The organism is Serratia sp. 201 (assembly GCF_037027545.1).
Lineage (GTDB): Bacteria > Pseudomonadota > Gammaproteobacteria > Enterobacterales > Enterobacteriaceae > Serratia > Serratia bockelmannii.
In genome coordinates, this window is sequence record NZ_JAXCHC010000003.1 from 411,079 (window position 1) to 431,904 (window position 20,826).

Sequence of the window (20,826 nt, forward strand, 5' to 3'; positions counted from 1 at the left end):
GCGGCGCCGCGTCGCCCCGGACAAAGCAGGATCTATGCAGGACAAACTTCTTAATCCCGGCGCGGCCTTTGCGCTGGATAACGCCAGCTTCGCCGTCCCCGGCCGGGTGCTGCTGCAACCGCTGTCGCTCAGTTTTCCCCAGGGCAAAGTCTGCGGCCTGATCGGCCATAACGGTTCCGGTAAATCCACCCTGTTGAAACTGCTCGGGCGGCATCAAGCCCCCAGTGGCGGCCAGGTACTGCTCAATCGGCAGCCGCTGGCGCAGTGGGACGGCAAATCCTTCGCTCGCCAGGTGGCTTACCTGCCGCAGCAGTTGCCGGCGGCGGAAGGCATGACGGTGCGTGAGCTGGTGGCCGTCGGCCGTTATCCGTGGCATGGCGCGCTGGGGCGTTTTGGCGCCAACGATCGTCAACAGGTGGAAGAGGCCATCGCGCTGGTGGGCTTGAAGCCGTTCGCCAACCGGCTGGTGGACAGCCTGTCCGGTGGCGAGCGCCAACGCGCCTGGCTGGCGATGATGGTGGCGCAGGACAGCCGCTGTCTGTTGCTCGACGAGCCGACGTCGGCGCTGGACATCGCGCACCAGGTCGAGGTGCTGGCGCTGATCCAGCGCCTGAGCCGCGAACGCGATCTCACGGTGATCGCCGTACTGCACGACATCAATATGGCGGCGCGCTACTGCGACCATTTGGTTGCGCTGCGCGGCGGTGAAATGATCGCCCAGGGCGGCCCGCTGGAACTGATGCAGGGGCCGGTGCTGGAGCAAATTTACGGTATTCCTATGGGCACGTTGCCGCACCCGAGCGGCGGCGCGCCGGTGAGTTTTGTCTACTGATGTCCTCTGTATTCACTTCTTCTCACGATCCGCTGCGCCGCCGCCTGTTGATGGCGCTGGCGCTGTCGCCGCTGTTGGGATCGTTGCCCGGGCGAGCGGCGGATGCGCCGCCGGATATCGCGCGCGTTGCGGCGCTGGAATGGCTGCCGATCGAGCTGCTGTTGGCATTGGGCGTGACGCCGCTGGCGGTGGCCGATGTCCATAACTACAACCTGTGGGTGGCGGAGCCGAAGCTGCCGGCGACGGTGGTCGACGTCGGCCAGCGCACCGAACCGAATCTCGAACTGCTGCAGCAGCTCCAGCCTTCGCTGGTGTTGCTGTCGCAGGGCTATGGCCCGACGCCGCGAAAAATCCAACCCATCGCGCCAACCATGAGCTTCGGCTTCAACGATGGCAGCGGCAAACCGCTGACCGTCGCCCGCCAGTCGCTGCTGGCGCTGGGGCAACGATTAGGCATAGAAAGCCGGGCGATAAACCACCTGGCGCAGTTCGACCGCTTTATGCAGGACGCCCGTCAGCGCCTGCAAAGCTACACCCGCCAACCGTTGCTGCTGTTTTCCCTGATAGACACGCGCCATGCGTTGATCATCGGCCAGAAAAGCCTGTTCCAGGAAGCGATGGACCAACTGGGCATCCGCAATGCCTGGCAGGAGCCAACCGACTTTTGGGGCACGGCGGTGGTGGGGATTGAACGGTTGGCCACGGTGCGTAACGCCCGAGTCATCTATCTCGATCACGGCAATCAGGCGATGATGGACAAGGTCAGCGCGACGCCGCTGTGGCAGTCATTGCCCTTCGTGCGGCAAAACCAGCTGCGGCAGGTGCCGGCCGTGTGGTTCTACGGTGCCACGCTGTCGACGATGCGGTTTTGCCGCCTGTTGGCGCAGGCTCAGGAGAATGCGGCATGAATGCGGGCATCCGGAAATTACCGCTGACGCTGATCCTGCTGTTGCTGGCGGCGGCAGGTGGCCTGACGATATACAACCTGACGCAGCAGCTGCCGCCGGCGCAATGGGCGCGGGCGCTCAGCGCGCCGGACATCGACGACGTGCGGCAAATGCTGTTCCATTACAGCCTGCTGCCTCGGTTGACGGTGTCGCTGTTGGCCGGCGCCGGCCTGGGGTTGGTCGGCGTGCTGTTCCAGCAGGTGTTGCGCAATCCGTTGGCGGAACCGTCGACGCTCGGCGTGGCCGCCGGTGCGCAGCTCGGCCTGACCATCGCCACGCTGTGGGTGCTGCCGGGGGGCGAATTTACCCGCCAGCTGGCCGCTATGGTGGGCGCGATTGTGGTGGGCGGGCTGGTGTTCGGCATCGCCTGGGGCAAGCGGATGTCGCCGGTGACGCTGATTCTGGCCGGGCTGGTGCTGGGGTTGTACTGCGGCGCGGTCAACAGCCTGTTGGCGCTGTTTCATTACGATCAGCTGCAGGGCATGTTCCTGTGGGGCACCGGCGCGCTGAACCAACAGGATTGGAGCGCCGTACAGTTCCTCCTGCCGCGTTTGCTGGTGGCAGGCCTGCTGGCGGCGCTGTTGCTGCGCCCGCTGACGCTGCTGGGGCTGGACGACGGCGTGGCGCGCAACCTGGGGCTGGGGCTATCGATGGCGCGCTTCTGCGCCTTGGGGCTGGCCATTATCTTCAGCGCCATGTTGGTGAGTGCGGTGGGCATTATCGGCTTTATCGGCCTGTTTGCGCCGCTGATGGCGAAGATGCTGGGCGCGCGCCGCCTGGCGCACCGCATGATGTTGGCGCCGTTGCTGGGGGCGCTGCTGCTGTGGCTGACCGATCAGGTGATGCTCGGGGTGACGCAGGTGTGGCGTGAGATCCCGACCGGCGCGGCCACTGCGCTGTTCGGCGCACCGCTGCTGCTGTGGCTGTTGCCGCGTTTGCGCAGCGCCACCACGCCGCCGCCGATGAACCTTGGCGACAAGGTGCCTGCCGAGCGCGGGAATCTGCCCGGCTGGATCCTGCTGGGTGGCCTCGTATTGCTGATCGGTCTGACGCTGGCGCTGATGCTGGGCAAAAATGCCGGCGGTTGGCACTGGAGCCTGGGTGCGGAGCTGGATTCCCTGCTGCCGTGGCGCTGGCCGCGGGTGCTGTCGGCGCTGGCGGCGGGCATGATGCTGGCGGTCGCCGGCACGTTGATCCAGAAATTGACCGGCAACCCGATGGCCAGCCCGGAAGTGTTGGGGATCAGCTCCGGCGCCGCTTTTGGCGTCGTGATGATGCTGTTTATGGTGCCGGGCGACGCCTTCGTTTGGCTGCTGCCCGCCGGCAGTTTGGGAGCGGCCGCTACGCTGCTGATCATCATGATCGCCGCAGGCCGCGGCGGTTTCTCGACGGAACGCATGCTGCTCGCCGGTATCGCGCTCAGCACCGCCTTTACTACCGTCATCTTCCTGCTGTTGGCCAGCGGCGATCCGCGTATGGGGGGCTTGCTGACCTGGCTCTCCGGTTCGACCTATTCGGTGGAGCCGGCGCAGGCGCTGCGTACCGCGCTGGTGGCCGCCGGCCTGATGGTATTGGCGCCGCTGTGCCGCCGTTGGTTGACCATCCTGCCGCTCGGCGGCGCCACCGCCCGCTCGGTGGGCATTGCGCTGACGCCGGCGCGGTTGACCATTTTGTTGCTGGCTGCCACCCTGACCGCCATGGCGACCCTGACCGTCGGGCCGTTGAGCTTTGTCGGGCTGATGGCGCCGCATATGGCGCGTATGCTGGGCTTCCGCCGCGCGCTGCCGCAAATGGTGATCGCCGCGCTGCTGGGCGGCTTGCTGATGGTGTTTGCCGACTGGTGCGGGCGGATGCTGCTGTTCCCGTATCAGATCCCCGCCGGGTTATTGGCGACCTTTATCGGTGCGCCGTACTTCGTTTATCTGTTGCGTAAGCAGACGTCGTAAGCTTCAGCCCTACTTTGCTTTCTCCGCCATCAAAGGCCCAGCGTTGCTGGGCCTTTTTTCAACGCCTTGCAAGGCGTTGCGTGCCGCTGCGCAAGAAAGACATTTAACGTGAAAAGGAACGCGGGAAGAGAGGGGGAGGTGAATATACTGCGGGCGGGTGCTCTGGATCCTTGTCTCTGGAGCCTGCGTGAAAGATACAAAGAGAAAAGCCCCGAGTCGATATCCATCAACCCGAGGCCTACTCTAACGCACGACAACGTTAAGTTAGCCTCTTACCCGCCGCGAGGCAAGGAGAAGAAGGCATGATGCCGAACAAACGGAGCCTGTTAAAATTGGTGGTTATTTGTGCCACGGTAATATCACTGGCATGGATAACCCGCAGCACGCTGTGTGAGCTGCGTATCCGATCGGGCACTACGGAGGTTGCGGCCATTTTGGCTTACGAATCCGAACGGTAAGGCAACCCGGCGGCGGGGGCTTTGCCTCCGCCGGCCGGCAGTCGATGCGTTGATCCAGGAGCACCCATCCGTTCAAAAAAAACGGCGAGCCTTGGCTCGCCGTTTTCATGTTGATGTCGGGGCTTATTTCAGGCCGGCGGCATCGCGCAGCAGTGCGGCTTTGTCGGTCGCTTCCCACGGGAAGTGCTCGCGGCCGAAGTGGCCGTAGGCGGCAGTTTCGCGGTAGATCGGCTGCAGCAGATCCATCATCTGGATCAGGCCGTATGGGCGCAGATCGAAGAATTCGCGCACCAGCAGCGTCAGCTGTTCGGTTGGCACTTTCTCGGTACCGAAGGTTTCCACCATGATGGAGGTCGGTTCCGCTACGCCGATAGCGTAAGACACCTGAATCTCGCAGCGATCGGCCAGGCCGGCGGCAACGATGTTTTTCGCCACGTAGCGCGCCGCGTAAGCCGCGGAACGGTCAACCTTGGACGGATCCTTACCGGAGAAGGCGCCGCCGCCGTGGCGAGCCATGCCGCCGTAGGTGTCGACGATGATCTTACGGCCGGTCAGGCCGCAGTCGCCCATCGGGCCACCGATAACGAAACGGCCGGTCGGGTTGATGTGGTATTTGGTGCCCGCCGTCAGCCATTCCGCCGGCAGTACCGGCTTGATGATCTCTTCCATCACCGCTTCTTGCAGATCTTTCAGCGAGATGTCTTCTGAGTGCTGGGTGGACAGCACCACGGCGTCGATGCCGACGATTTTGCCGTCGTCGTACTGGAAGGTCACCTGGCTCTTCGCATCCGGGCGCAGCCACGGCAGGGTGCCGTTTTTACGCACTTCGGACTGGCGCTGCACCAGACGGTGCGCGTAGGTGACCGGTGCAGGCATCAGCACGTCGGTTTCGTTGGTGGCGTAGCCAAACATCAAGCCCTGATCGCCGGCGCCCTGCTCGAGAGGATCGGTACGGTCAACGCCCTGATTGATGTCTGGGGATTGCTTGCCGATGGCGCTCAATACTGCACAGGAGTTGGCGTCAAAGCCCATGTCCGAATGAACGTAGCCGATCTCGCGCACGGTCTTGCGGGTAATCTCTTCGATATCGACCCAGGCACTGGTGGTGATTTCACCGCCGACCAGCACCATACCGGTTTTCACGTAAGTTTCGCAGGCGACGCGCGCTTTCGGATCTTGTTCCAGGATGGCGTCGAGGACGGCATCGGAGATCTGGTCGGCGATTTTATCTGGATGTCCTTCGGAGACGGATTCGGACGTGAAGAGGTGTTTAGCCATTGTGTTCTTTACCTTGCATAAGACGGGTTAGAAATTACTGCACAGCGCTGGAGATCCGGCATCGAAGCGAAGGGTCTTCCGCTGATGGCGCGAGATGCATCCTGCAACGCCCCTCAGGCAAAGCCGTTAAGCAGTTTATCAGTTAACCAGTATAGATGGATTAACATCTGGACGTCTATTTTAGGTCAGGGTTTAGCCAGATTGCCAGTAATTTTTTGCGCTTTCGCTCTTTTGCGCAAACGGGTTGGCGCCATTTTCATCGCTTGAAACAGTTTTCGGCGAATTTTCATTTTGCTTTTTCACCTTCTTACCGGTATAAACTGCGCGCGCGGTTCATTTGCTGCACAGTACGGCGATTGGCGCTGGGGAAGGTGTGATAAACTTCCGCTTTGCATTCGCCGGCGTTGCGCTATTATCCGTCGCGGGCGTTCGCCGTGGCGCCGCCGCTTCATCGAACGGTCACGTTCTTACACTATTTTAGAGGCTGGGTCGTTCACTGTGAACGGCGCGCGTGGAGGTGGTTGGATTAATGATCCGTTGTCTACCGGTTGTTGGTTCCCAACAGCAGTGCCGTTCTGGCGCACATTCTTCTGCTATTTCCCGTCTTGTCTCTCTGTCACTTACCAGGTGCGATAAACACTTGGCCGCTACTCAGGATTCTCGGGCCGGCTAACGGTCGTCTGAAGAACTGAACAAGGGTAGCCTGCAGCCTTCCTGTGGGATGTTTCTTGGCCCGATTCACGAGGTTTGAACAGGGTGTCTTACAATTATATGAGTGATAAACCGATCGCTGACCGCGAACGGCAGTTCTCTTCGCTGCCGCCGGCGCGGCTTGTTGGGTTGTTCTCGCGGGTTGTAGCTGCGATAGTGGCTGACGGTTTCGTCAGTGCGGAATGTGAGGCGAACCATGTCTGATGATCTGTTGATTCACCGCCCGCCGGTTGCGGGCGAGTCTTTATCTTTGCGCTCCATGCAGGAGGTTGCCATGAATGATCGTAATGCCAGCAAGATGCTGCGTACTTATAACGTCGCCTACTGGGGCAACAATTACTATGACGTCAACGAGCTGGGCCATATCAGCGTGTGCCCGGACCCGGATGTCCCGCAGGCGCGCGTCGATCTGGCAGAACTGGTGAAAACGCGCCAGCAAGACGGCCAACGTCTGCCGGCGCTGTTCTGCTTCCCGCAGATCCTTCAGCATCGCCTGCGCTCTATCAACGCCGCGTTCAAACGCGCGCGTGAATCCTTCGGCTACCAGGGCGGTTATTTCCTGGTGTATCCGATCAAGGTGAACCAACACCGCCGCGTGATTGAATCGCTGGTGAACTCCGGCGAACCGCTGGGGCTGGAAGCCGGCTCCAAGGCCGAACTGATGGCGGTGCTGGCGCATGCCGGCATGACCCGCTCGGTGATCGTCTGTAATGGTTATAAAGATCGTGAATATATTCGTCTGGCGCTGATCGGGGAAAAGCTGGGGCACAAGGTGTACCTGGTGATCGAGAAGATGTCCGAGATCAACCTGGTGCTGGAAGAGGCCGAGCGGCTGAACGTCATACCGCGCCTGGGCGTGCGTGCGCGTCTGGCATCGCAAGGCTCCGGCAAATGGCAGTCGAGCGGCGGCGAAAAATCCAAGTTCGGTCTGGCGGCGGTGCAGGTGCTGAAGCTGGTGGAGACCCTGCGTGAAGCGGGCCGCCTCGACAGCCTGCAGCTGCTGCACTTCCATTTGGGTTCGCAGCTGGCCAATATTCGCGACATCGCCACCGGCGTGCGCGAATCGGCGCGCTTCTACGTTGAGCTGCACAAGTTGGGCGTCAACATTCAGTGCTTCGACGTGGGCGGCGGCTTGGGCGTCGACTACGAAGGCACCCGTTCGCAGTCCGATTGCTCGGTCAACTACGGCCTGAACGAATATGCCAACAACGTGATTTGGGGCATCGGCGACGCCTGTAACGAACACGGCCTGCCGCACCCGACGGTGATCACCGAGTCCGGTCGCGCCGTGACCGCGCACCACACGGTGCTGGTCTCCAACGTGATTGGCGTCGAGCGCAACGAGTTCAGCGAACCGCAGCCGCCGGAAGCCGACGCGCCGCGCGCGCTGGAAAGCATGTGGGAAACCTGGCTGGAAATGAACGAGCCGGAGAACCGCCGCTCGCTGCGCGAATGGCTGCACGACAGCCAGATGGATCTGCACGACGTGCATACCCAATACGCGCACGGCATGCTGGACCTGACCAAGCGCGCCTGGGCCGAGCAGCTGTATCTGAACATCTGCAACAAGATCCAGCAGCAGCTCGATCCGAGCAACCGCGCGCACCGTCCTATCATCGACGAACTGCAAGAGCGCATGGCGGACAAGTTCTACGTCAACTTCTCGCTGTTCCAGTCGATGCCGGATGCATGGGGCATCGACCAGCTGTTCCCGGTGCTGCCGCTGGAAGGGCTGGATAAGCCGCCGGAAGGCCGTGCGGTACTGCTCGACATCACCTGCGACTCCGACGGCACCATCGATCATTACGTCGACGGCGACGGCGTGGCGACCACCATGCCGATGCCGCCGTACGATCCGGAGAACCCGCCGGCGTTGGGCTTCTTCATGGTCGGCGCGTACCAGGAGATCCTTGGCAACATGCACAACCTGTTCGGCGACACCGCCTCGGTTGACGTGTACGTGTTCCCGGACGGCAGCGTCGAGACCGAGCTGTCCGACGAGGGCGATACCGTGGCGGACATGCTGGAGTATGTGCAGCTCGATCCGAGCGCGCTGCTGTCCAAGTTCCGCGATCAGGTCAAAGAAACCGATCTGGACAGCGAGCTGCAGGCGCAGTTCCTGGAAGAGTTTGAGGCCGGTCTGTACGGTTATACGTATCTGGAAGACGAGTAACCGCCCTCTTCAGGGGGGCGCTGTTGACCCCCTTGAAGCATGAACAAAATGCGGCCATAATCTGCCGTATCGGTAGCACCGAAACACACATCGAATAAATCCCTTTCTCGTCGGGCTAACGACGCGGGAGGGATTTTTTTTTGTAACGGCCCGGCGTCTGCGCCCGGCAACTTGTTGAACTACGAGGGTTTACTATGAGCACCTTAGGCCATCAGTCCGATAATTCATTAGTGTCCAACGCCTTTGGTTTCCTGCGCTTTCCGCTGAACTTCATGCCTTACGACAGCGATGCAGAGTGGGTCATCACCGGCATTCCGTTTGACATGGCGACCTCCGGTCGCGCCGGCGGCCGCCATGGCCCGGCGGCCATCCGTCAGGTGTCCACCAACCTGGCCTGGGAAGGCAACCGTTGGCCGTGGAGCTTCGATCTGCGCGATCGCCTGAACGTGGTTGACTGCGGCGACATCGTGTTCAACTTCGGCGATGCGCAGGATATGAGCGACAAGCTGCAGGCGCACGCGGAGAAACTGCTGAAAGCCGGTAAGCGCATGCTCTCGTTCGGCGGCGACCACTTTGTCACCCTGCCGCTGCTGCGCGCGCACGCCAAGCATTTCGGCAAGCTGGCGCTGGTGCACTTCGACGCCCATACCGATACCTACGCCAACGGCAGCAAGTTCGACCATGGCACCATGTTCTATCATGCGCCGAACGAAGGCCTGATCGATCCGCACCACTCGGTGCAGATCGGCATTCGCACCGAGTTCGATCACGACAACGGCTTTACCGTGCTGGACGCCGCGCAGGTGAACGATCGCAGCGTGGACGACCTGCTGACCCAGATCAAGGGCATCGTCGGCGATATGCCGGTGTACCTGACCTTCGACATCGACTGCCTGGATCCGGCGTTCGCACCGGGCACAGGCACGCCGGTGATCGGCGGCCTGACTTCCGATCGCGCGCTGAAACTGGTACGCGGCATGCAGTCGCTGAACATCGTCGGCATGGACGTAGTGGAAGTGGCGCCGGCCTATGACCAGTCCGAGATCACCGCACTGGCCGCGGCGACGTTGGGTCTGGAGATGCTGTACCTGCAGGCGGCCAAGAAACACGCCTGACGCTTGGCCACGCCTCGCTGAAAAAGCGGCTCCCATCGTATGGGGGTCGCTTTTTTTATTTCATTTTTCGCCATCCGTGCGGCGATTTTCAGTCTGTTGCAACGCCTTTGCGCAATTTTGCGCAGAAATGAAACGGAGTCAGTAAAAAGGAATCGGGATAACGGGGAGGATGAATATACTGCGCGCGGGTGCTCTGGATCTTTGTATCTAGAGCCTGCGTGAAAGGTACAAAGAGAAAAGCCCCGAGTCGATATTCATCAACCCGAGGCCTACTCTAACGCCAGCAACGTTAAGTTAGCCTCTTACCCGCCGCGAGGCAAGGAGAAGAAGGCATGATGCCGAACAAACGGAGCCTGTTAAAACTGGTGGTTATTTGTGCCACGGTAATATCACTGGCATGGATAACTCGCAGCACGCTGTGCGAGCTGCGGATCCGATCGGGCACTACGGAGGTTGCGGCCATTTTGGCTTACGAATCCGAACGGTAAGGCAACCCGGCGACGGGGGGGCCCCCGTCTGCTGGTTGTTGGCGTCCAGATCCATGAGCACCCTCTCAACGCTTTCGGTTTGCCGCCGTAGAACACGGTGAAACGGATTTATGCCCGTTTCACCTGGCGCGCCAGCAACATGCGGCTAAACAGCGCGCCGCCCGCCAGCAGCGTCAGCAGCTGTGAGGCAATCAGTACCGCAAAGCCCGAGGACACCTTGCCCTGGCTGGCCATCACCATGCCCATCGCCATCGGCACAAACGCCGAGAATAGATTGCCGATGCCGTTGATCAGCCCATAGGCGCTGCCGACCGCCTCCGGCCGCGCATAATGTTGCAGCAGGGTAGGGATCGCCGCGCCCTGCGCGCCCCAACAGGCATTGGCCGCCAGCAGGAAGAAGGCGATCCAGCCAAGCTGATGGCTGTTCATCACGCCATAGATGCACAGCGCGGTCGCTGCGCCGCCGCAGACGAAGATCAGCGGCGCTTGATAAGGGCGGATACGATCGAGCAACACGCCGCCGAGGTATTTGGAGGCGATGCTGACGATGAAAGGCAGCGCGGCCATCCAGCCCATCTGCTTGATGGAGAACCCCTTTTCATCGGTCAGATACGCCGGCAACCAGGAGCTGGAGCCCCACAGATAGCTGAGCGTGGCGATCTCGATCAGCAGGATCCAGCCGAGCATCGGCGTGCGCCAGGCCAGCGTAAAGGTGTGCCTGACGCGGCTCAGCACCGGTTGCGGAGCAGCAGGGCGCGAGGGTGAAGACAGGGCGAGGGGATGAACGAACCGCCGCACCAGCGCCAGCCCCAGCAGCAGGTTGAGCAGCGCCAGCAGGTGAAACGACATCACCCAGCCGAAATGCGCCATCAGAAAACTCACCAGCGGAAAGCCGAGCACCAGCCCCAATGAAACGCCCAGCGTGCTGACCGCGTTGGGCTTGCCGCGTTCGTCGGCGGCGAAATGATCGCTGATGTACATGGTCTTCAGCGAGAACAGCGGCCCCTCGCTGACGCCAAGCAGCGCGCGCACTACGCACAGCAGCATCAGCGATCCCGCCAGCGGCGAGGCGGCGGTGAGCAGCGCCCACAGCACCACGCTCAGCGTCAGCGCGCGGCGGTAGCCCATCAGCGTTTCCAGAAACGGCGTCAGCAACATGGCGGACAGGCCGTAACCGAGTAAAAACACCGTCATCAGCGTGCCCTGATGGGCGCGGTCGCCGCCGAGTTGAAAGTGTTGCAGGAAGTCGGGATTGACCAACATCACGGCGATATTAACCCGATCCGCATAGGCGATAACGATCAGAAACAGCAGGGCGATCACCCCAAACCAGCGTTGACGTTGTTGCACGGCGCGTTCCTCAGTGCGAGCGGTTGACGAATTCAGGCAGCAGTAAACTCGCCCGCGGAGGCCATTACGCGCAAACGCGGGGGACGAGGCTGATCAATGTAAATTAATTGTTATTAAATTGAGTGTAAAAGACAGTGAGAAAACACTTTTACGCGCAATGCGCTGCCGGGATCAACGCATTTTTTGCCATAAATTAGCGGAAGAGCGCACAACTGACATAGGTTTTTCATATCGGTGCATGATTTCGTGATCCCTCCCGCATTTGTCATTTTTAAACAACCTTTCATTAACATTTGCCGTTCCGCTCGCTTGACGAAAGTTTCGCCAGACTTATAGTGGCTGTATTAAATAAGAAACTGAGTTTCATATATGAAACAATCAGATAGAGGATAAAAGCAATGAGCTGGAAGAATGTGTGCGAAGTGTCTCAGGTGAAAGAAGATTTTCCTTTCTCCGGCAAAGTGGAAGGAAAAGAGATCGGGGTGTACCTGCTCGACGGTAACTACTACGCGCTGGAAGACGTCTGCCCGCATGCTTATGCCTTGCTCAGCCAGGGGTTTGTAGACGACGGTAAGGTTGAGTGCCCGCTGCACGAAGCGCTGTTTGACGTGCGCACCGGCCAGTGCCTGCGCGAGCCAGGCGGCCGCGATCTGCAAACCTATCCCACCCGGGTGGTCGACAACCAAATCCAGATCACCTTTATCGCGGAGGAGTAATCATGCAGCACATCACCGATTTCAATCCCTGGCTGCCGGACACCCAACAGGTGACGCCGGCCCGCGAAGGCGGCAACGGCCAAATCCATCAGCCGGGCCAGTTCCGCAATGTCATCTGGCAAAACCGCGCCCGGGTGCCGGACGGTTTCGAAACCGCGCTGGTGGCGGCGCTGGAAACGATCTTCGATCAGGGGGCGGAAGAGCTGGAGCAGATCGTCAGCGCGTTGAATCAGCGCCGCCTGTTCGATCGCAGCGGCCAACCGTGGAATGAGGCGACGTTCCGCGAATTCCTTCACGTTAACGGTTTCTGAGCCACATCCGGGAGAAGACAATGACAGCAAACACAACATCCTCCGAACAGAGCCTGCAGGACTATCTTGACCAGGGATTGCGCGGCATGTGGTATCCGGTGCTGGCCAGTTGGGAAGTGGGCAACAACCCGGTCGGCATCACCCGTCTCGAGCAGCAAATCGTGGTGTGGCGCGACGGTGAAGGCCAGATCCACGCGTTGGAAGATCGCTGCCCGCACCGCGGCGCGCGGCTTTCCATGGGGTGGAACCTCGGCGATCGTATCGCCTGCTGGTATCACGGGGTGGAAGTCGGCGGCGACGGAACGGTGAAAGACGTGCCGGCGGTGGATCGCTGCCCGCTGGTGGGGCAAAAATGCCTGCGGTCTTACCCGGCCAAAGAAGCCTACGGCGCAGTGTTTCTCTATTTCGGCGTGACGGCGGATGAAGCGCCGGCGGCGCTGACTTTCCCGCAAGAGCTGGCGGACGAAGCGTCGTACAGTAATTTTCTGTGTACCGCCAGCTGGGACTGCAACTACCAGTACGCATTGGAAAACGTGATGGATCCGATGCACGGCACCTACCTGCACTCTTCCTCACACTCGATGGCGGAAGGGGATCGCAAGGCGGATATGGGGCTGGAGCCGACCGACAGCGGGTTTATCTTCAAAAAGAACGGACAGATCGGGGTTAACTTCGACTGGGTGGAATTCGGCAGCAGCGGCGCGTATTGGATGCGCCTGTCGATCCCGTACAAGAAGCGCTTTGGGCCGGGTGGTCACTTCTGGATCATCGGCATGGTGGTGCCGGAAGACAAGGATCACTGCCGGGTGTTCTTCTGGCGCATCCGTAAGGTCAAAGACTGGCAGCGCGACATGTGGCGCTTCATGTACCGTAATCGCCTGGAATCGTTGCATTGGGACGTGCTCGAGCAGGATCGCATCGTGCTCGAGAACATGGCGCCTAACGCCCGCGGCCGCGAATACCTGTACCAGCACGACGTCGGTCTGTCGCGCCTGCGCCGCCTGATGCAGAAAGAGGCGCAGAAACAGCTGGCGACGCTGCGCGAGCGGGAGGCGGCGCAGTGAACGGCTTGCTGGACGGCAAGCGCATCGTGGTCACCGGTGCGGCGCGCGGCCTGGGCTACAGCTTTGCCGCCGCCATCGCCGCAGCAGGCGCGCAGGTGGTGATGTGCGACATCTTGGCGGATGAGCTGGCGGCGAGCGGCGCCGCGCTGCGCGAGCAGGGCGCTCGGGTGGAAACGCAGACGATCGATCTGGCCTCACCGGATTCGATCCGCTTGGCGTTCGAGAAGATCGCCGCTGGCGGCGGGATCGACGGTCTGGTGAACAACGCGGCGCTGGCGACCGGCGTCGGCGGTAAAACCATGATGGAATACGATATCGATCTGTGGGATCGCGTGATGCAAGTCAACGTGCGCGGCACCTGGCTGGTGAGCCAGGCGGCGGTGCCGCTGCTGGCGCGCAATCCGCACGCCAAGATCGTCAACGTGGCGTCGGACACCGCGCTGTGGGGCGCGCCGCGCCTGATGGCCTATGTCGCCAGTAAAGGCGCGGTGATCGCGATGACCCGATCGATGGCGCGCGAGCTGGGCCCACAGGGTATCTGCGTCAACGCCATCGCGCCGGGCCTGACGCGAGTGGAAGCCACTGAGTATGTGCCCGCCGAGCGCCATCAGCTGTACGAGCAGGGGCGCGCGCTGGCCGGGGCGCAGCACCCGGACGATGTGAACGGTACGGTACTTTATCTGCTGTCGTCGCTGGCGGATTTCGTCACCGGCCAACTGCTGCCGGTCAACGGCGGCTTCGTATTCAACTGACGGCCCGCAGGGCAGGCGCACAGCGCAGGAGCGAGAGATGGCGGACGAGCAAGCATGTAAGTATCTGATCCCGGGACTGGATCGCGGGTTGCAGTTGCTGCTGGCGTTTGGCGAGCAGCATAAGGAAATGACTTTTGCCGAGTTGCATCGCCTGGTCGATATGCCGAAGGCCACCGCCTACCGCGTGGTGCAGACGCTCGAGCACCTGGGCTTTCTGGAGCGCAATCCGCGCACCAATACCTTCGCACTGGGCATCAAGGTGCTGCGTCTCGGTTTTGAATACATCGCGTCGCTGGACGTCGCGCAGGCCGGCCAGCCGGTGATCGAGCAGTTGCGCGATCGCAGCCAGTGCAGCAGCCATCTGGCGATCCGCGACGGGCGCGACGTGATCTATATCGCCCGCGTCAGCGCCGCCGGTTCACAGATCAATCAGGTCAGCGTCGGCACCCGCTTGCCGGTGCACCAAACCTCGCTCGGTCGCATGTTGTTGACCAGCGCCACCCGCAGCGAGTTCGAACAACTCTATCCGGACGCGCAGCTGCCGGGCAACGCGCCGGGCACCCCGGCGGATCGCGAAATGCTGTGGCAGATGGTGCAGCAAGACAAGGCGCGCGGCTATGTGATCGGCGAATCGTTCTTCCGCCACGGCATCTCCTCGATTGTGTACCCGATCTTCAACCGTGAGCAGCGGGTCGAGGCGGTGGTCAGCATCATGGTGCCGTCCGATGAGATCCCGAAAGCGGATCGCGAGCGGCTGCGCATGGAAGTGCGCGATGCGGCGGAGAAAATTTCTGGCTTCCTCGGCGCGCCGCCGCAGGCCAACGTCGGCTAACCGACAGGACCGACTCTTTCACTCAGGCAGGGATAAGGCCCACAGCAAACAGGGGCCGGGGTTCACTCATGCCTGAAAACCGTATGCAGCGAGAACGTGAGGCTGAACAATGAGCATAATCGGAATCGAAAAACTGGAATTTGGCGTCGAAAATCTGCCAACCTGCGAAAAATTTATGCAAGACTTCGGCCTGCAGCCCGCCACGCAACATTGGGGCGAACCGCAGCGCGAATTCACCACCCTGAGCGGGGCGCAGGTTGTCCTGTACCCGTTGCAAAGCGCGGCGCTGCCTGCGGCGTTTGAAGGCGGTTCTACCCTGCGCCGCATGACCTGGGGCGTGGGCTCACCCGCCGATCTGGCGCGCCTGCAGCCGCGTTTGGCGTTGATGCCCGGCTTCCGTCAGGTGGGAGAAGAGCTGGAATGCCTCGATCCCAACGGCATGACGCTGCGCTTCGTCGTCAGCCGCCAGCAGGCGGTTGAGGTGCCGGTCACGCCGATCAACCAATGGGGCGACGTGCGCCGCATCGATCAACCCAGCCCGGTCTATTCGCAGGCGCAACCGATCAATATTGGCCACGTAGTGTTCTTCGTTGAAGATCTGGCGGCGACCGAGCGTTTCTATCGCGAGCTGTTGGATTTCCAGGTTTCCGATCGCTATATCGATCGCGCCGTCTTCCTGCGCACCCAGGCGCGCGGCGGCCACCATAACCTGTTCCTGCTGAAGCTGCCTAACCGCCCACGCGGCCTGAACCATGTGGCGTTCACCGTGCGCGATATCCATGAAGTGATCGGCGGCGGCATCGCCATGAACAAAGAGCAGTGGAGCACCTTTATCGGCCCCGGCCGCCACCCGATTTCCTCGGCCTATTTCTGGTACGTCAACAGCCCGACCGGCGGCGCGTTCGAGTATTACACCAACGACGATTATCTGACGGAAAACTGGCAGCCGCGCGAGCTGGAGCATTCGCTGGTCTCCTTCACCGAATGGGCGGTAGAGGGCGGCATCGATCACGATACGCGCCGCCAGCATAAAAAGGCGCAAGCGTTATGAACCGGCCAGAACAGACGGGCATCGTCATCGTCGGCGGCGGCCAGGCCGGCGGCTGGGCGGCCAAGACGCTGCGCGACCGCGGTTACAGCGGCCGGCTGACGGTGGTCAGCGACGAGCCCTACGATTTTTACGAGCGGCCGCCGCTGTCGAAAGCGGCGCTGCTGGATGCCGCGGCTCCCCTCAGTCGGCTGTTCAGCGAACAGGCGGTGGCGGAGCTGAACATCGACTGGCGTCGCCCGCTGCGCGCCGAGTCCATCGACGCTGAACAGCAAATCGTCACGCTCAGCGACGGGCAACGGCTGCAGTTCGAGCAGCTGCTGATCGCCACCGGCGGGCGGCCGCGTGTGCCGGGCGCCGCTTGGGCGCAGCATCCGCGCGTGATGACGCTGCGTTCCTGGGACGATGCGGCCCGGTTGCGGCAGGGCCTGCAAGGTTGCCGCCGTCTGGCGATCGTCGGCGGCGGTTGGATCGGGCTGGAGATCGCCGCTTCTGCGCGCCGTCTCGGCGCCGAGGTGACGGTGTTTGAACGCCAGCCCGCGCTATGCATGCGCAGCGTCGGCGCCGATGTCTCGCAGGCGTTGCTCGAACTGCATCGCCGGCAGGGCGTTACGGTGTTGTGTGGCTGCGGCGAGATCTCGCTGGAAGATCGCGACGGCGCCGCCTGGATCGGCAGCGAAGTCAGCGATCCGCAGGTCTTCGATCTGGTGGTGGTGGGGATCGGCGTCGAGCTGAATCTCGAACTGGCGCGCAGCGCCGGGCTGGCGATCGAGTCCGGCATCGTGGTCGACGGCCAAGGGCGTACCAGCCATCCGGCGATCTTCGCCGCCGGCGACGTGGCGCGCCACCCGACGCTTGGCCTGTGCCTGCAGTCCTGGGCCTACGCGCAAAATCAGGCCATCAGCACCGCCTGCGCGATGCTCGACGCCTTTGCCGCTCCGTATGACGACGTGGCCTGGCTGTGGTCGGATCAATATGACGTCAATATCCAGATCCTCGGCGTGCCGAGCGGCGGCGTGCACCATGTGGTGCGCCGCACGCCGCAGTCGCAGGTGTTCTTCACGCTGAACGCCGATCGGCAGCTGGTGCAGATGGTGGCGTTCAACGACGCGCGCACCATCAAACTCGGCAAGCGCTGGTTGGCGAGCGGCCGGGTGCTGGATCCGCAGCAGCTGGCGGATGCGGAGTTTTCTTTGATGGCGTTGAAATAACGCCCGAACCTCGGGAGCGTTTTATGACTACGCAAGACATTGACGCCCGCGCTGGACGGGCGGGGGAAGCCGTTGCCGAAAATCCGCAGCAACGGGTGCGCTGGTCGGTGCCGATCGCGCTGTTCGCCTGCGTGCTGCTGGCGTTTTTCGACAAGATCAGCATCGCGGCGCTGTTTTCCGACGCCGAGTTTCAGCAGGCGTTAGGGATCGGCTTTGACCCGGCGCGGCTGGGCTTGCTGATGAGCGCGTTTCTGTTCTCCTACGGCATCTCCTCGATGCTGCTCAGCGGCATCGGCGATCGGCTTAACCCGGTAAAAGTATTGATTGGCATGATGGTGGTGTGGGGCGTGCTGATGGTATTGATGGGGCTGGTGCGTTCCTATCACGCCATGATGACGCTGCGCATTCTGCTCGGCATCGCCGAAGGGCCGCTGCTGCCGATGGCCTACGCCATTATTCGTCAGGCCTTTCCGCCGCAGCTGCAGGCGCGCGCCACCATGCTGTGGCTGCTCGGCACGCCGCTCGGGGCCGCGCTCGGCTTCCCGGTCACCCTGTACATCCTCAATACCTTCGACTGGCAGACCACCTTCTTCTTTATGGCGTTTCTGACGCTGCCGGTGATGTTGCTGGTGCTGTTCGGCATGCGCCACCTGAACGTCTCGCGCCCGGCGGCGGCGGCCAAGCCGGCGGTGTCCGAACGCAAACAGCACCGCCGCGAGCTGCTGCGCAGCCCGCATTTCTGGATGATTTGCCTGTTCAATATCGCCTTCCTGACCTACCTGTGGGGCATGAACGGCTGGTTGCCGAGCTACCTGATCAAGGGCAAAGGCATTCATCTGGAGCATGCCGGTTACCTCTCTTCGCTGCCGTTCATCGCCATGCTGCTCGGCGAAGTGCTGGGCGCCTGGCTGTCGGACAAGCTGGATCGCCGCGCGCTGGCCTGCTTCCTGTCGCTGTGCGGCGCCGGCCTCGGTCTGGCGGTGGTGCTGCACCTGCAGGGCACCTACAGCGTGATCGCCGCCATGGCCTTCAGCACCTTTATGTGGGGCGCCGGTGCGCCGAATATTTTCGCGCTGTTGGCGAAGGCGACCAGCAGCAAGGTCAGCGCCACCGCCGGCGGCATTTTCAACGGACTGGGCAATTTTGCCGGCGCGCTGGCGCCGGTGCTGATGGGGGCGTTGATCGCCGCCACCGTCAATATGGATAACGGCCTGCTGTTCCTGGTGGTGATGGCGTTCGTCGGCTGCCTCATTCTGCTGCCGTTGCTGAGAAAGTACTGAATTAACAATTGCTAAGCCCAATGGATTTCATGCTGTGGCTAGGCGGCAAGTTCGTGAGTTTCCAGGAGCTTACTGCGGTAAGTGACTGGTGTGAACGAATGCAGCCAACAACGCCACAGCGTGAAAGACGAAGGGGATAACCATTTGATTCAACAGAGGAGTGACAACATGTCTCAGGTTGAGAACAAAGCCGGCGTCAAGCCGCAGGATCTGTCGATGGAAAACTGGGTAGAGTCGCGCATCGCCCGTTTCGAGGGCCGCAAATACGACTGGAACGCGCTGAAATTCCAGGCCGACTTTGACCCGAAATACCGCCGCGCGCAGATGCGCTACATCGGCACCGGCGCCACCGGCGTGGCCAGCGACGCCAACACTATTCCGGCGGGCAACTTCACCTTTTCCACCATGGTGCTGCCGTCGAAGTGCGAGGGCCCGTTGCACCTGCACGACGACGTGGAAGAAGTGTTCTTCATGCTGAAAGGCAGCATCACGCTGATGATCCAGGATGGGGAAGAGTATTACGAAACCAGGCTGAAAGAGCGCGATCTGATCTCGGTGCCGGCGGGCGTGTACCGCGGCCTGTTCAACCACGGCGAGGAAGAGGCGCTGATGTGCGTGATGCTCGGCACCGCCAAGCCGGAGATCCCAACCTATCCGGCGGATCACCCGCTGTCCAAAGTGAAGCGCAACTGATGAACGGCCTGGCGCAACGCCAACGGGCGCGCTGCGGGGCGTACACCCTGAGCTGGCGCGAGGCCGGGCAGGGGCGGCCGGTGGTGTTGCTGCACGGCATCAGCTCCGGGTCCGCCTCGTGGATAAAGCAGTTTAACGACAGCGGCCTGACGGACGGTCACCGCCTGTTGGCGTGGGACGCGCCGGGCTACGGCGGCAGCCTGCCGTTGGCGGACCCGCAGGCCGATGCCGCCGGTTATGCGGCGGCGTTGGCGGCGCTGATTGCTGAGCTGCAGCTGGCGCAGCCGCTGATCGTCGGCCATTCACTGGGGGCGCTGATCGGCAGCGCCTACGCCGCCGGCTATCCGGACGGGCTATGTGGGCTGGTGTTGGCGGATCCGGCGCAGGGCTATGCCACGGCGCCGGAGGAAAAACGCCGGCAGGTGTACGGCCAGCGCCAACAGATGATAGAGACGCTGGGGCCGGTGGGCTACGGCGAGCAGCGGGCGGCGGCCTTGCTGCATGAAGAGGCGGATCCGCAGGACATCGCCTGGGTGCGCAACGGCATGCAACAGCTCGATCCCGACGGTTTTCTGAGCGCCGCCTGGATGCTGGCTAACGACGACATCGGCCGCTATCTGGCGCGCTATCGCGGCCCGCTGGAAGTGTGGTGCGGTGAACAGGATCGCATTACGCCGCCGGAGAAGGCGGCCGAGCTGGCGCGTGAGCAAGACGCGACGCTGCGTCTGATCGCCGCCGCCGGTCACGCCAGCTACCTCGATGCGCCGGCGTGTTTCAACCGCTATCTGCGGGATTTTACGGGAGCAATCCAACGATGAATTTTCAGCTTGAGGATCGGGTGGCGGTGGTGACCGGCGGCTCGTCGGGCATCGGTTTCGAAACTCTGAAGCTGCTGCTGGCCGAAGGGGCGAAGGTGGCGTTCTGCGGCCGCGATCCGGACAAACTGGCCGGCGCGGAGGCCAGCCTGCGCGCGGACTTCCCGCAGGCGGAGATCCTGGCGCTGCGCTGCGACGTGCTGGATGCACAGCAGGTGGCGCAGTTCGCCGCTCAGGTGACGGCGCGTTTCGGCGGCGTGGATCTGCTGATCAACAACGCCGGTCAGGGCTTCGTCGCCCATTTTGACCAGACGCCGCGCGAGGCCTGGCTGCATGAGGCCGAGCTGAAGCTGTTCGGCGTGATCAATCCGGTGCAGGCGTTCTTACCGGCGCTGGAACGATCGGCGATCGCGTCTATCACCTGCGTGAACTCGCTGCTGGCGCTGCAGCCGGAAGAACACATGATCGCCACCTCGGCGGCGCGTGCCGCGCTGCTCAACATGACGCTGACGCTATCGAAAGAGCTGGTGGACAAAGGTATTCGCGTTAACTCGATCTTGCTGGGGATGGTGGAGTCGGGTCAGTGGCGCCGCCGTTTCGAAGAGCGCAGCGATAAAGATCAAAGTTGGGAGCAGTGGACGGCGGCGATCGCCGAACGGCGCGGCATCCCGATGAAGCGCCTGGGCAAGCCGCAGGAGCCGGCGCAGGCGCTGCTGTTCCTCGCTTCGCCGCTGGCTTCTTTTACCACCGGTGCGGCGCTGGACGTTTCCGGCGGCTTTAACCGCCATGTGTAGCAGGGGCAGAAA

At 62.1% G+C, this 20,826-nt stretch carries 20 protein-coding genes; 18 read left to right on the forward strand and 2 right to left on the reverse strand.

The genetic code is table 11. The features are described 5' to 3' along the window. Positions 1-34: 34 nt before the first annotated feature. The 4 genes from fhuC to WA302_RS17560 all read left to right on the forward strand — a co-directional run bounded on the left by fhuC (position 35) and on the right by WA302_RS17560 (position 4,183). Positions 35-832 (forward strand): Fe3+-hydroxamate ABC transporter ATP-binding protein FhuC, encoded by a 798-nt coding sequence (gene fhuC, locus WA302_RS17545; RefSeq protein ID WP_049205557.1) that lies wholly within the window; start codon positions 35-37, stop codon positions 830-832. After that, the gene (fhuD, locus tag WA302_RS17550; protein WP_336064640.1) at positions 832-1,740 is read left to right on the forward strand and encodes a Fe(3+)-hydroxamate ABC transporter substrate-binding protein FhuD; all 909 of its coding nucleotides are present in this window, start codon (positions 832-834) and stop codon (positions 1,738-1,740) included. Before fhuC ends, fhuD begins: the two co-directional genes overlap by 1 nt. Then, the gene (gene fhuB / locus WA302_RS17555; protein WP_336064641.1) at positions 1,737-3,725 is read left to right on the forward strand and encodes a Fe(3+)-hydroxamate ABC transporter permease FhuB; all 1,989 of its coding nucleotides are present in this window, start codon (positions 1,737-1,739) and stop codon (positions 3,723-3,725) included. Before fhuD ends, fhuB begins: the two co-directional genes overlap by 4 nt. 305 nt (positions 3,726-4,030) lie before the next feature. Continuing rightward, positions 4,031-4,183 carry a Hok/Gef family protein gene (locus WA302_RS17560; RefSeq protein ID WP_004937610.1) on the forward strand — a complete coding sequence of 51 codons (153 nt, stop codon included), beginning with the start codon at positions 4,031-4,033 and terminating at the stop codon, positions 4,181-4,183. Positions 4,184-4,306: 123 nt separating this feature from the next. Here the strand turns inward: WA302_RS17560 and metK are convergent, their stop codons facing one another. Next, the gene (metK, locus tag WA302_RS17565) at positions 4,307-5,461 is read right to left on the reverse strand and encodes a methionine adenosyltransferase (RefSeq protein WP_016926681.1); all 1,155 of its coding nucleotides are present in this window, start codon (positions 5,459-5,461) and stop codon (positions 4,307-4,309) included. 907 nt (positions 5,462-6,368) lie between these two features. On the opposite strand from metK, the gene speA reads away from it, so the two are divergent. The 3 genes from speA to WA302_RS17580 all read left to right on the forward strand — a co-directional run bounded on the left by speA (position 6,369) and on the right by WA302_RS17580 (position 9,948). After that, positions 6,369-8,345 (forward strand): biosynthetic arginine decarboxylase, encoded by a 1,977-nt coding sequence (speA, locus tag WA302_RS17570; RefSeq protein ID WP_004937600.1) that lies wholly within the window; start codon positions 6,369-6,371, stop codon positions 8,343-8,345. A gap of 194 nt (positions 8,346-8,539) precedes the next feature. Beyond that, positions 8,540-9,460 carry an agmatinase gene (speB, locus tag WA302_RS17575; RefSeq protein ID WP_004937606.1) on the forward strand — a complete coding sequence of 307 codons (921 nt, stop codon included), beginning with the start codon at positions 8,540-8,542 and terminating at the stop codon, positions 9,458-9,460. Between the two features lie 335 nt (positions 9,461-9,795). Continuing rightward, entirely contained in the window at positions 9,796-9,948 is a 153-nt protein-coding gene (locus WA302_RS17580) for a Hok/Gef family protein (RefSeq protein ID WP_004937610.1), read from the forward strand. A 108-nt stretch (positions 9,949-10,056) separates the two neighbouring features. On the opposite strand, the gene WA302_RS17585 is transcribed toward WA302_RS17580, so the two are convergent. Continuing rightward, a complete protein-coding gene (locus WA302_RS17585) occupies positions 10,057-11,298 on the reverse strand; it encodes an MFS transporter (RefSeq protein WP_197781671.1) in 1,242 nt (413 codons plus the stop codon). A gap of 398 nt (positions 11,299-11,696) precedes the next feature. Between WA302_RS17585 and WA302_RS17590 the strand changes: the two genes are divergently transcribed. From WA302_RS17590 to WA302_RS17640, 11 genes are all read left to right on the forward strand, one after another. After that, positions 11,697-12,014 (forward strand): non-heme iron oxygenase ferredoxin subunit, encoded by a 318-nt coding sequence (locus WA302_RS17590; protein WP_004937614.1) that lies wholly within the window; start codon positions 11,697-11,699, stop codon positions 12,012-12,014. A 2-nt stretch (positions 12,015-12,016) separates the two neighbouring features. Then, positions 12,017-12,325, forward strand: a complete 309-nt coding sequence (locus WA302_RS17595; RefSeq protein ID WP_004937617.1) for a recombinase-like helix-turn-helix domain-containing protein — start codon at positions 12,017-12,019, stop codon at positions 12,323-12,325. 20 nt (positions 12,326-12,345) lie between these two features. After that, the gene (locus WA302_RS17600) at positions 12,346-13,389 is read left to right on the forward strand and encodes an aromatic ring-hydroxylating oxygenase subunit alpha (RefSeq protein WP_060434497.1); all 1,044 of its coding nucleotides are present in this window, start codon (positions 12,346-12,348) and stop codon (positions 13,387-13,389) included. Beyond that, the gene (locus tag WA302_RS17605) at positions 13,386-14,141 is read left to right on the forward strand and encodes an SDR family oxidoreductase (protein WP_025304203.1); all 756 of its coding nucleotides are present in this window, start codon (positions 13,386-13,388) and stop codon (positions 14,139-14,141) included. Before WA302_RS17600 ends, WA302_RS17605 begins: the two co-directional genes overlap by 4 nt. Before the next feature lie 37 nt (positions 14,142-14,178). After that, positions 14,179-14,973 (forward strand): IclR family transcriptional regulator, encoded by a 795-nt coding sequence (locus WA302_RS17610; protein ID WP_025304202.1) that lies wholly within the window; start codon positions 14,179-14,181, stop codon positions 14,971-14,973. Between the two features lie 109 nt (positions 14,974-15,082). Next, positions 15,083-16,024 (forward strand): VOC family protein, encoded by a 942-nt coding sequence (locus WA302_RS17615; RefSeq protein ID WP_336064642.1) that lies wholly within the window; start codon positions 15,083-15,085, stop codon positions 16,022-16,024. After that, on the forward strand, positions 16,021-17,232 hold the full coding sequence (locus tag WA302_RS17620; RefSeq protein WP_025304200.1) for an NAD(P)/FAD-dependent oxidoreductase: 1,212 nt from the start codon (positions 16,021-16,023) through the stop codon (positions 17,230-17,232). Before WA302_RS17615 ends, WA302_RS17620 begins: the two co-directional genes overlap by 4 nt. A gap of 23 nt (positions 17,233-17,255) precedes the next feature. After that, positions 17,256-18,512: an MFS transporter gene (locus tag WA302_RS17625; RefSeq protein ID WP_336064643.1), complete on the forward strand. Its 1,257-nt coding sequence runs from the start codon at positions 17,256-17,258 to the stop codon at positions 18,510-18,512. Between the two features lie 168 nt (positions 18,513-18,680). Further along, entirely contained in the window at positions 18,681-19,205 is a 525-nt protein-coding gene (locus tag WA302_RS17630; RefSeq protein ID WP_004937634.1) for a cupin domain-containing protein, read from the forward strand. Further along, positions 19,205-20,023 carry an alpha/beta fold hydrolase gene (locus WA302_RS17635; RefSeq protein ID WP_025304198.1) on the forward strand — a complete coding sequence of 273 codons (819 nt, stop codon included), beginning with the start codon at positions 19,205-19,207 and terminating at the stop codon, positions 20,021-20,023. The genes WA302_RS17630 and WA302_RS17635 overlap by 1 nt, the downstream gene beginning before the upstream one ends. After that, a complete protein-coding gene (locus tag WA302_RS17640; RefSeq protein ID WP_043141245.1) occupies positions 20,020-20,814 on the forward strand; it encodes an SDR family oxidoreductase in 795 nt (264 codons plus the stop codon). Before WA302_RS17635 ends, WA302_RS17640 begins: the two co-directional genes overlap by 4 nt. Positions 20,815-20,826 lie beyond the last annotated feature (12 nt).

What these genes read in the sequence shown, in the direction of transcription:
- WA302_RS17595 (WP_004937617.1), top strand. Translation starts at nt 12,017, where the DNA reads ATGCAGCACATCACCGATTTCAATCCCTGGCTGCCGGACACCCAACAG.
- WA302_RS17630 (WP_004937634.1), top strand. Translation starts at nt 18,681, where the DNA reads ATGTCTCAGGTTGAGAACAAAGCCGGCGTCAAGCCGCAGGATCTGTCG.
- fhuB (WP_336064641.1), top strand. Translation starts at nt 1,737, where the DNA reads ATGAATGCGGGCATCCGGAAATTACCGCTGACGCTGATCCTGCTGTTG.
- WA302_RS17590 (WP_004937614.1), top strand. Translation starts at nt 11,697, where the DNA reads ATGAGCTGGAAGAATGTGTGCGAAGTGTCTCAGGTGAAAGAAGATTTT.
- WA302_RS17560 (WP_004937610.1), top strand. Translation starts at nt 4,031, where the DNA reads ATGCCGAACAAACGGAGCCTGTTAAAATTGGTGGTTATTTGTGCCACG.
- WA302_RS17610 (WP_025304202.1), top strand. Translation starts at nt 14,179, where the DNA reads ATGGCGGACGAGCAAGCATGTAAGTATCTGATCCCGGGACTGGATCGC.
- fhuD (WP_336064640.1), top strand. Translation starts at nt 832, where the DNA reads ATGTCCTCTGTATTCACTTCTTCTCACGATCCGCTGCGCCGCCGCCTG.
- fhuC (WP_049205557.1), top strand. Translation starts at nt 35, where the DNA reads ATGCAGGACAAACTTCTTAATCCCGGCGCGGCCTTTGCGCTGGATAAC.
- metK (WP_016926681.1), bottom strand. Translation starts at nt 5,461, where the DNA reads ATGGCTAAACACCTCTTCACGTCCGAATCCGTCTCCGAAGGACATCCA.
- WA302_RS17620 (WP_025304200.1), top strand. Translation starts at nt 16,021, where the DNA reads ATGAACCGGCCAGAACAGACGGGCATCGTCATCGTCGGCGGCGGCCAG.
- WA302_RS17580 (WP_004937610.1), top strand. Translation starts at nt 9,796, where the DNA reads ATGCCGAACAAACGGAGCCTGTTAAAACTGGTGGTTATTTGTGCCACG.
- WA302_RS17640 (WP_043141245.1), top strand. Translation starts at nt 20,020, where the DNA reads ATGAATTTTCAGCTTGAGGATCGGGTGGCGGTGGTGACCGGCGGCTCG.
- WA302_RS17615 (WP_336064642.1), top strand. Translation starts at nt 15,083, where the DNA reads ATGAGCATAATCGGAATCGAAAAACTGGAATTTGGCGTCGAAAATCTG.
- WA302_RS17600 (WP_060434497.1), top strand. Translation starts at nt 12,346, where the DNA reads ATGACAGCAAACACAACATCCTCCGAACAGAGCCTGCAGGACTATCTT.
- speB (WP_004937606.1), top strand. Translation starts at nt 8,540, where the DNA reads ATGAGCACCTTAGGCCATCAGTCCGATAATTCATTAGTGTCCAACGCC.
- speA (WP_004937600.1), top strand. Translation starts at nt 6,369, where the DNA reads ATGTCTGATGATCTGTTGATTCACCGCCCGCCGGTTGCGGGCGAGTCT.
- WA302_RS17635 (WP_025304198.1), top strand. Translation starts at nt 19,205, where the DNA reads ATGAACGGCCTGGCGCAACGCCAACGGGCGCGCTGCGGGGCGTACACC.
- WA302_RS17625 (WP_336064643.1), top strand. Translation starts at nt 17,256, where the DNA reads ATGACTACGCAAGACATTGACGCCCGCGCTGGACGGGCGGGGGAAGCC.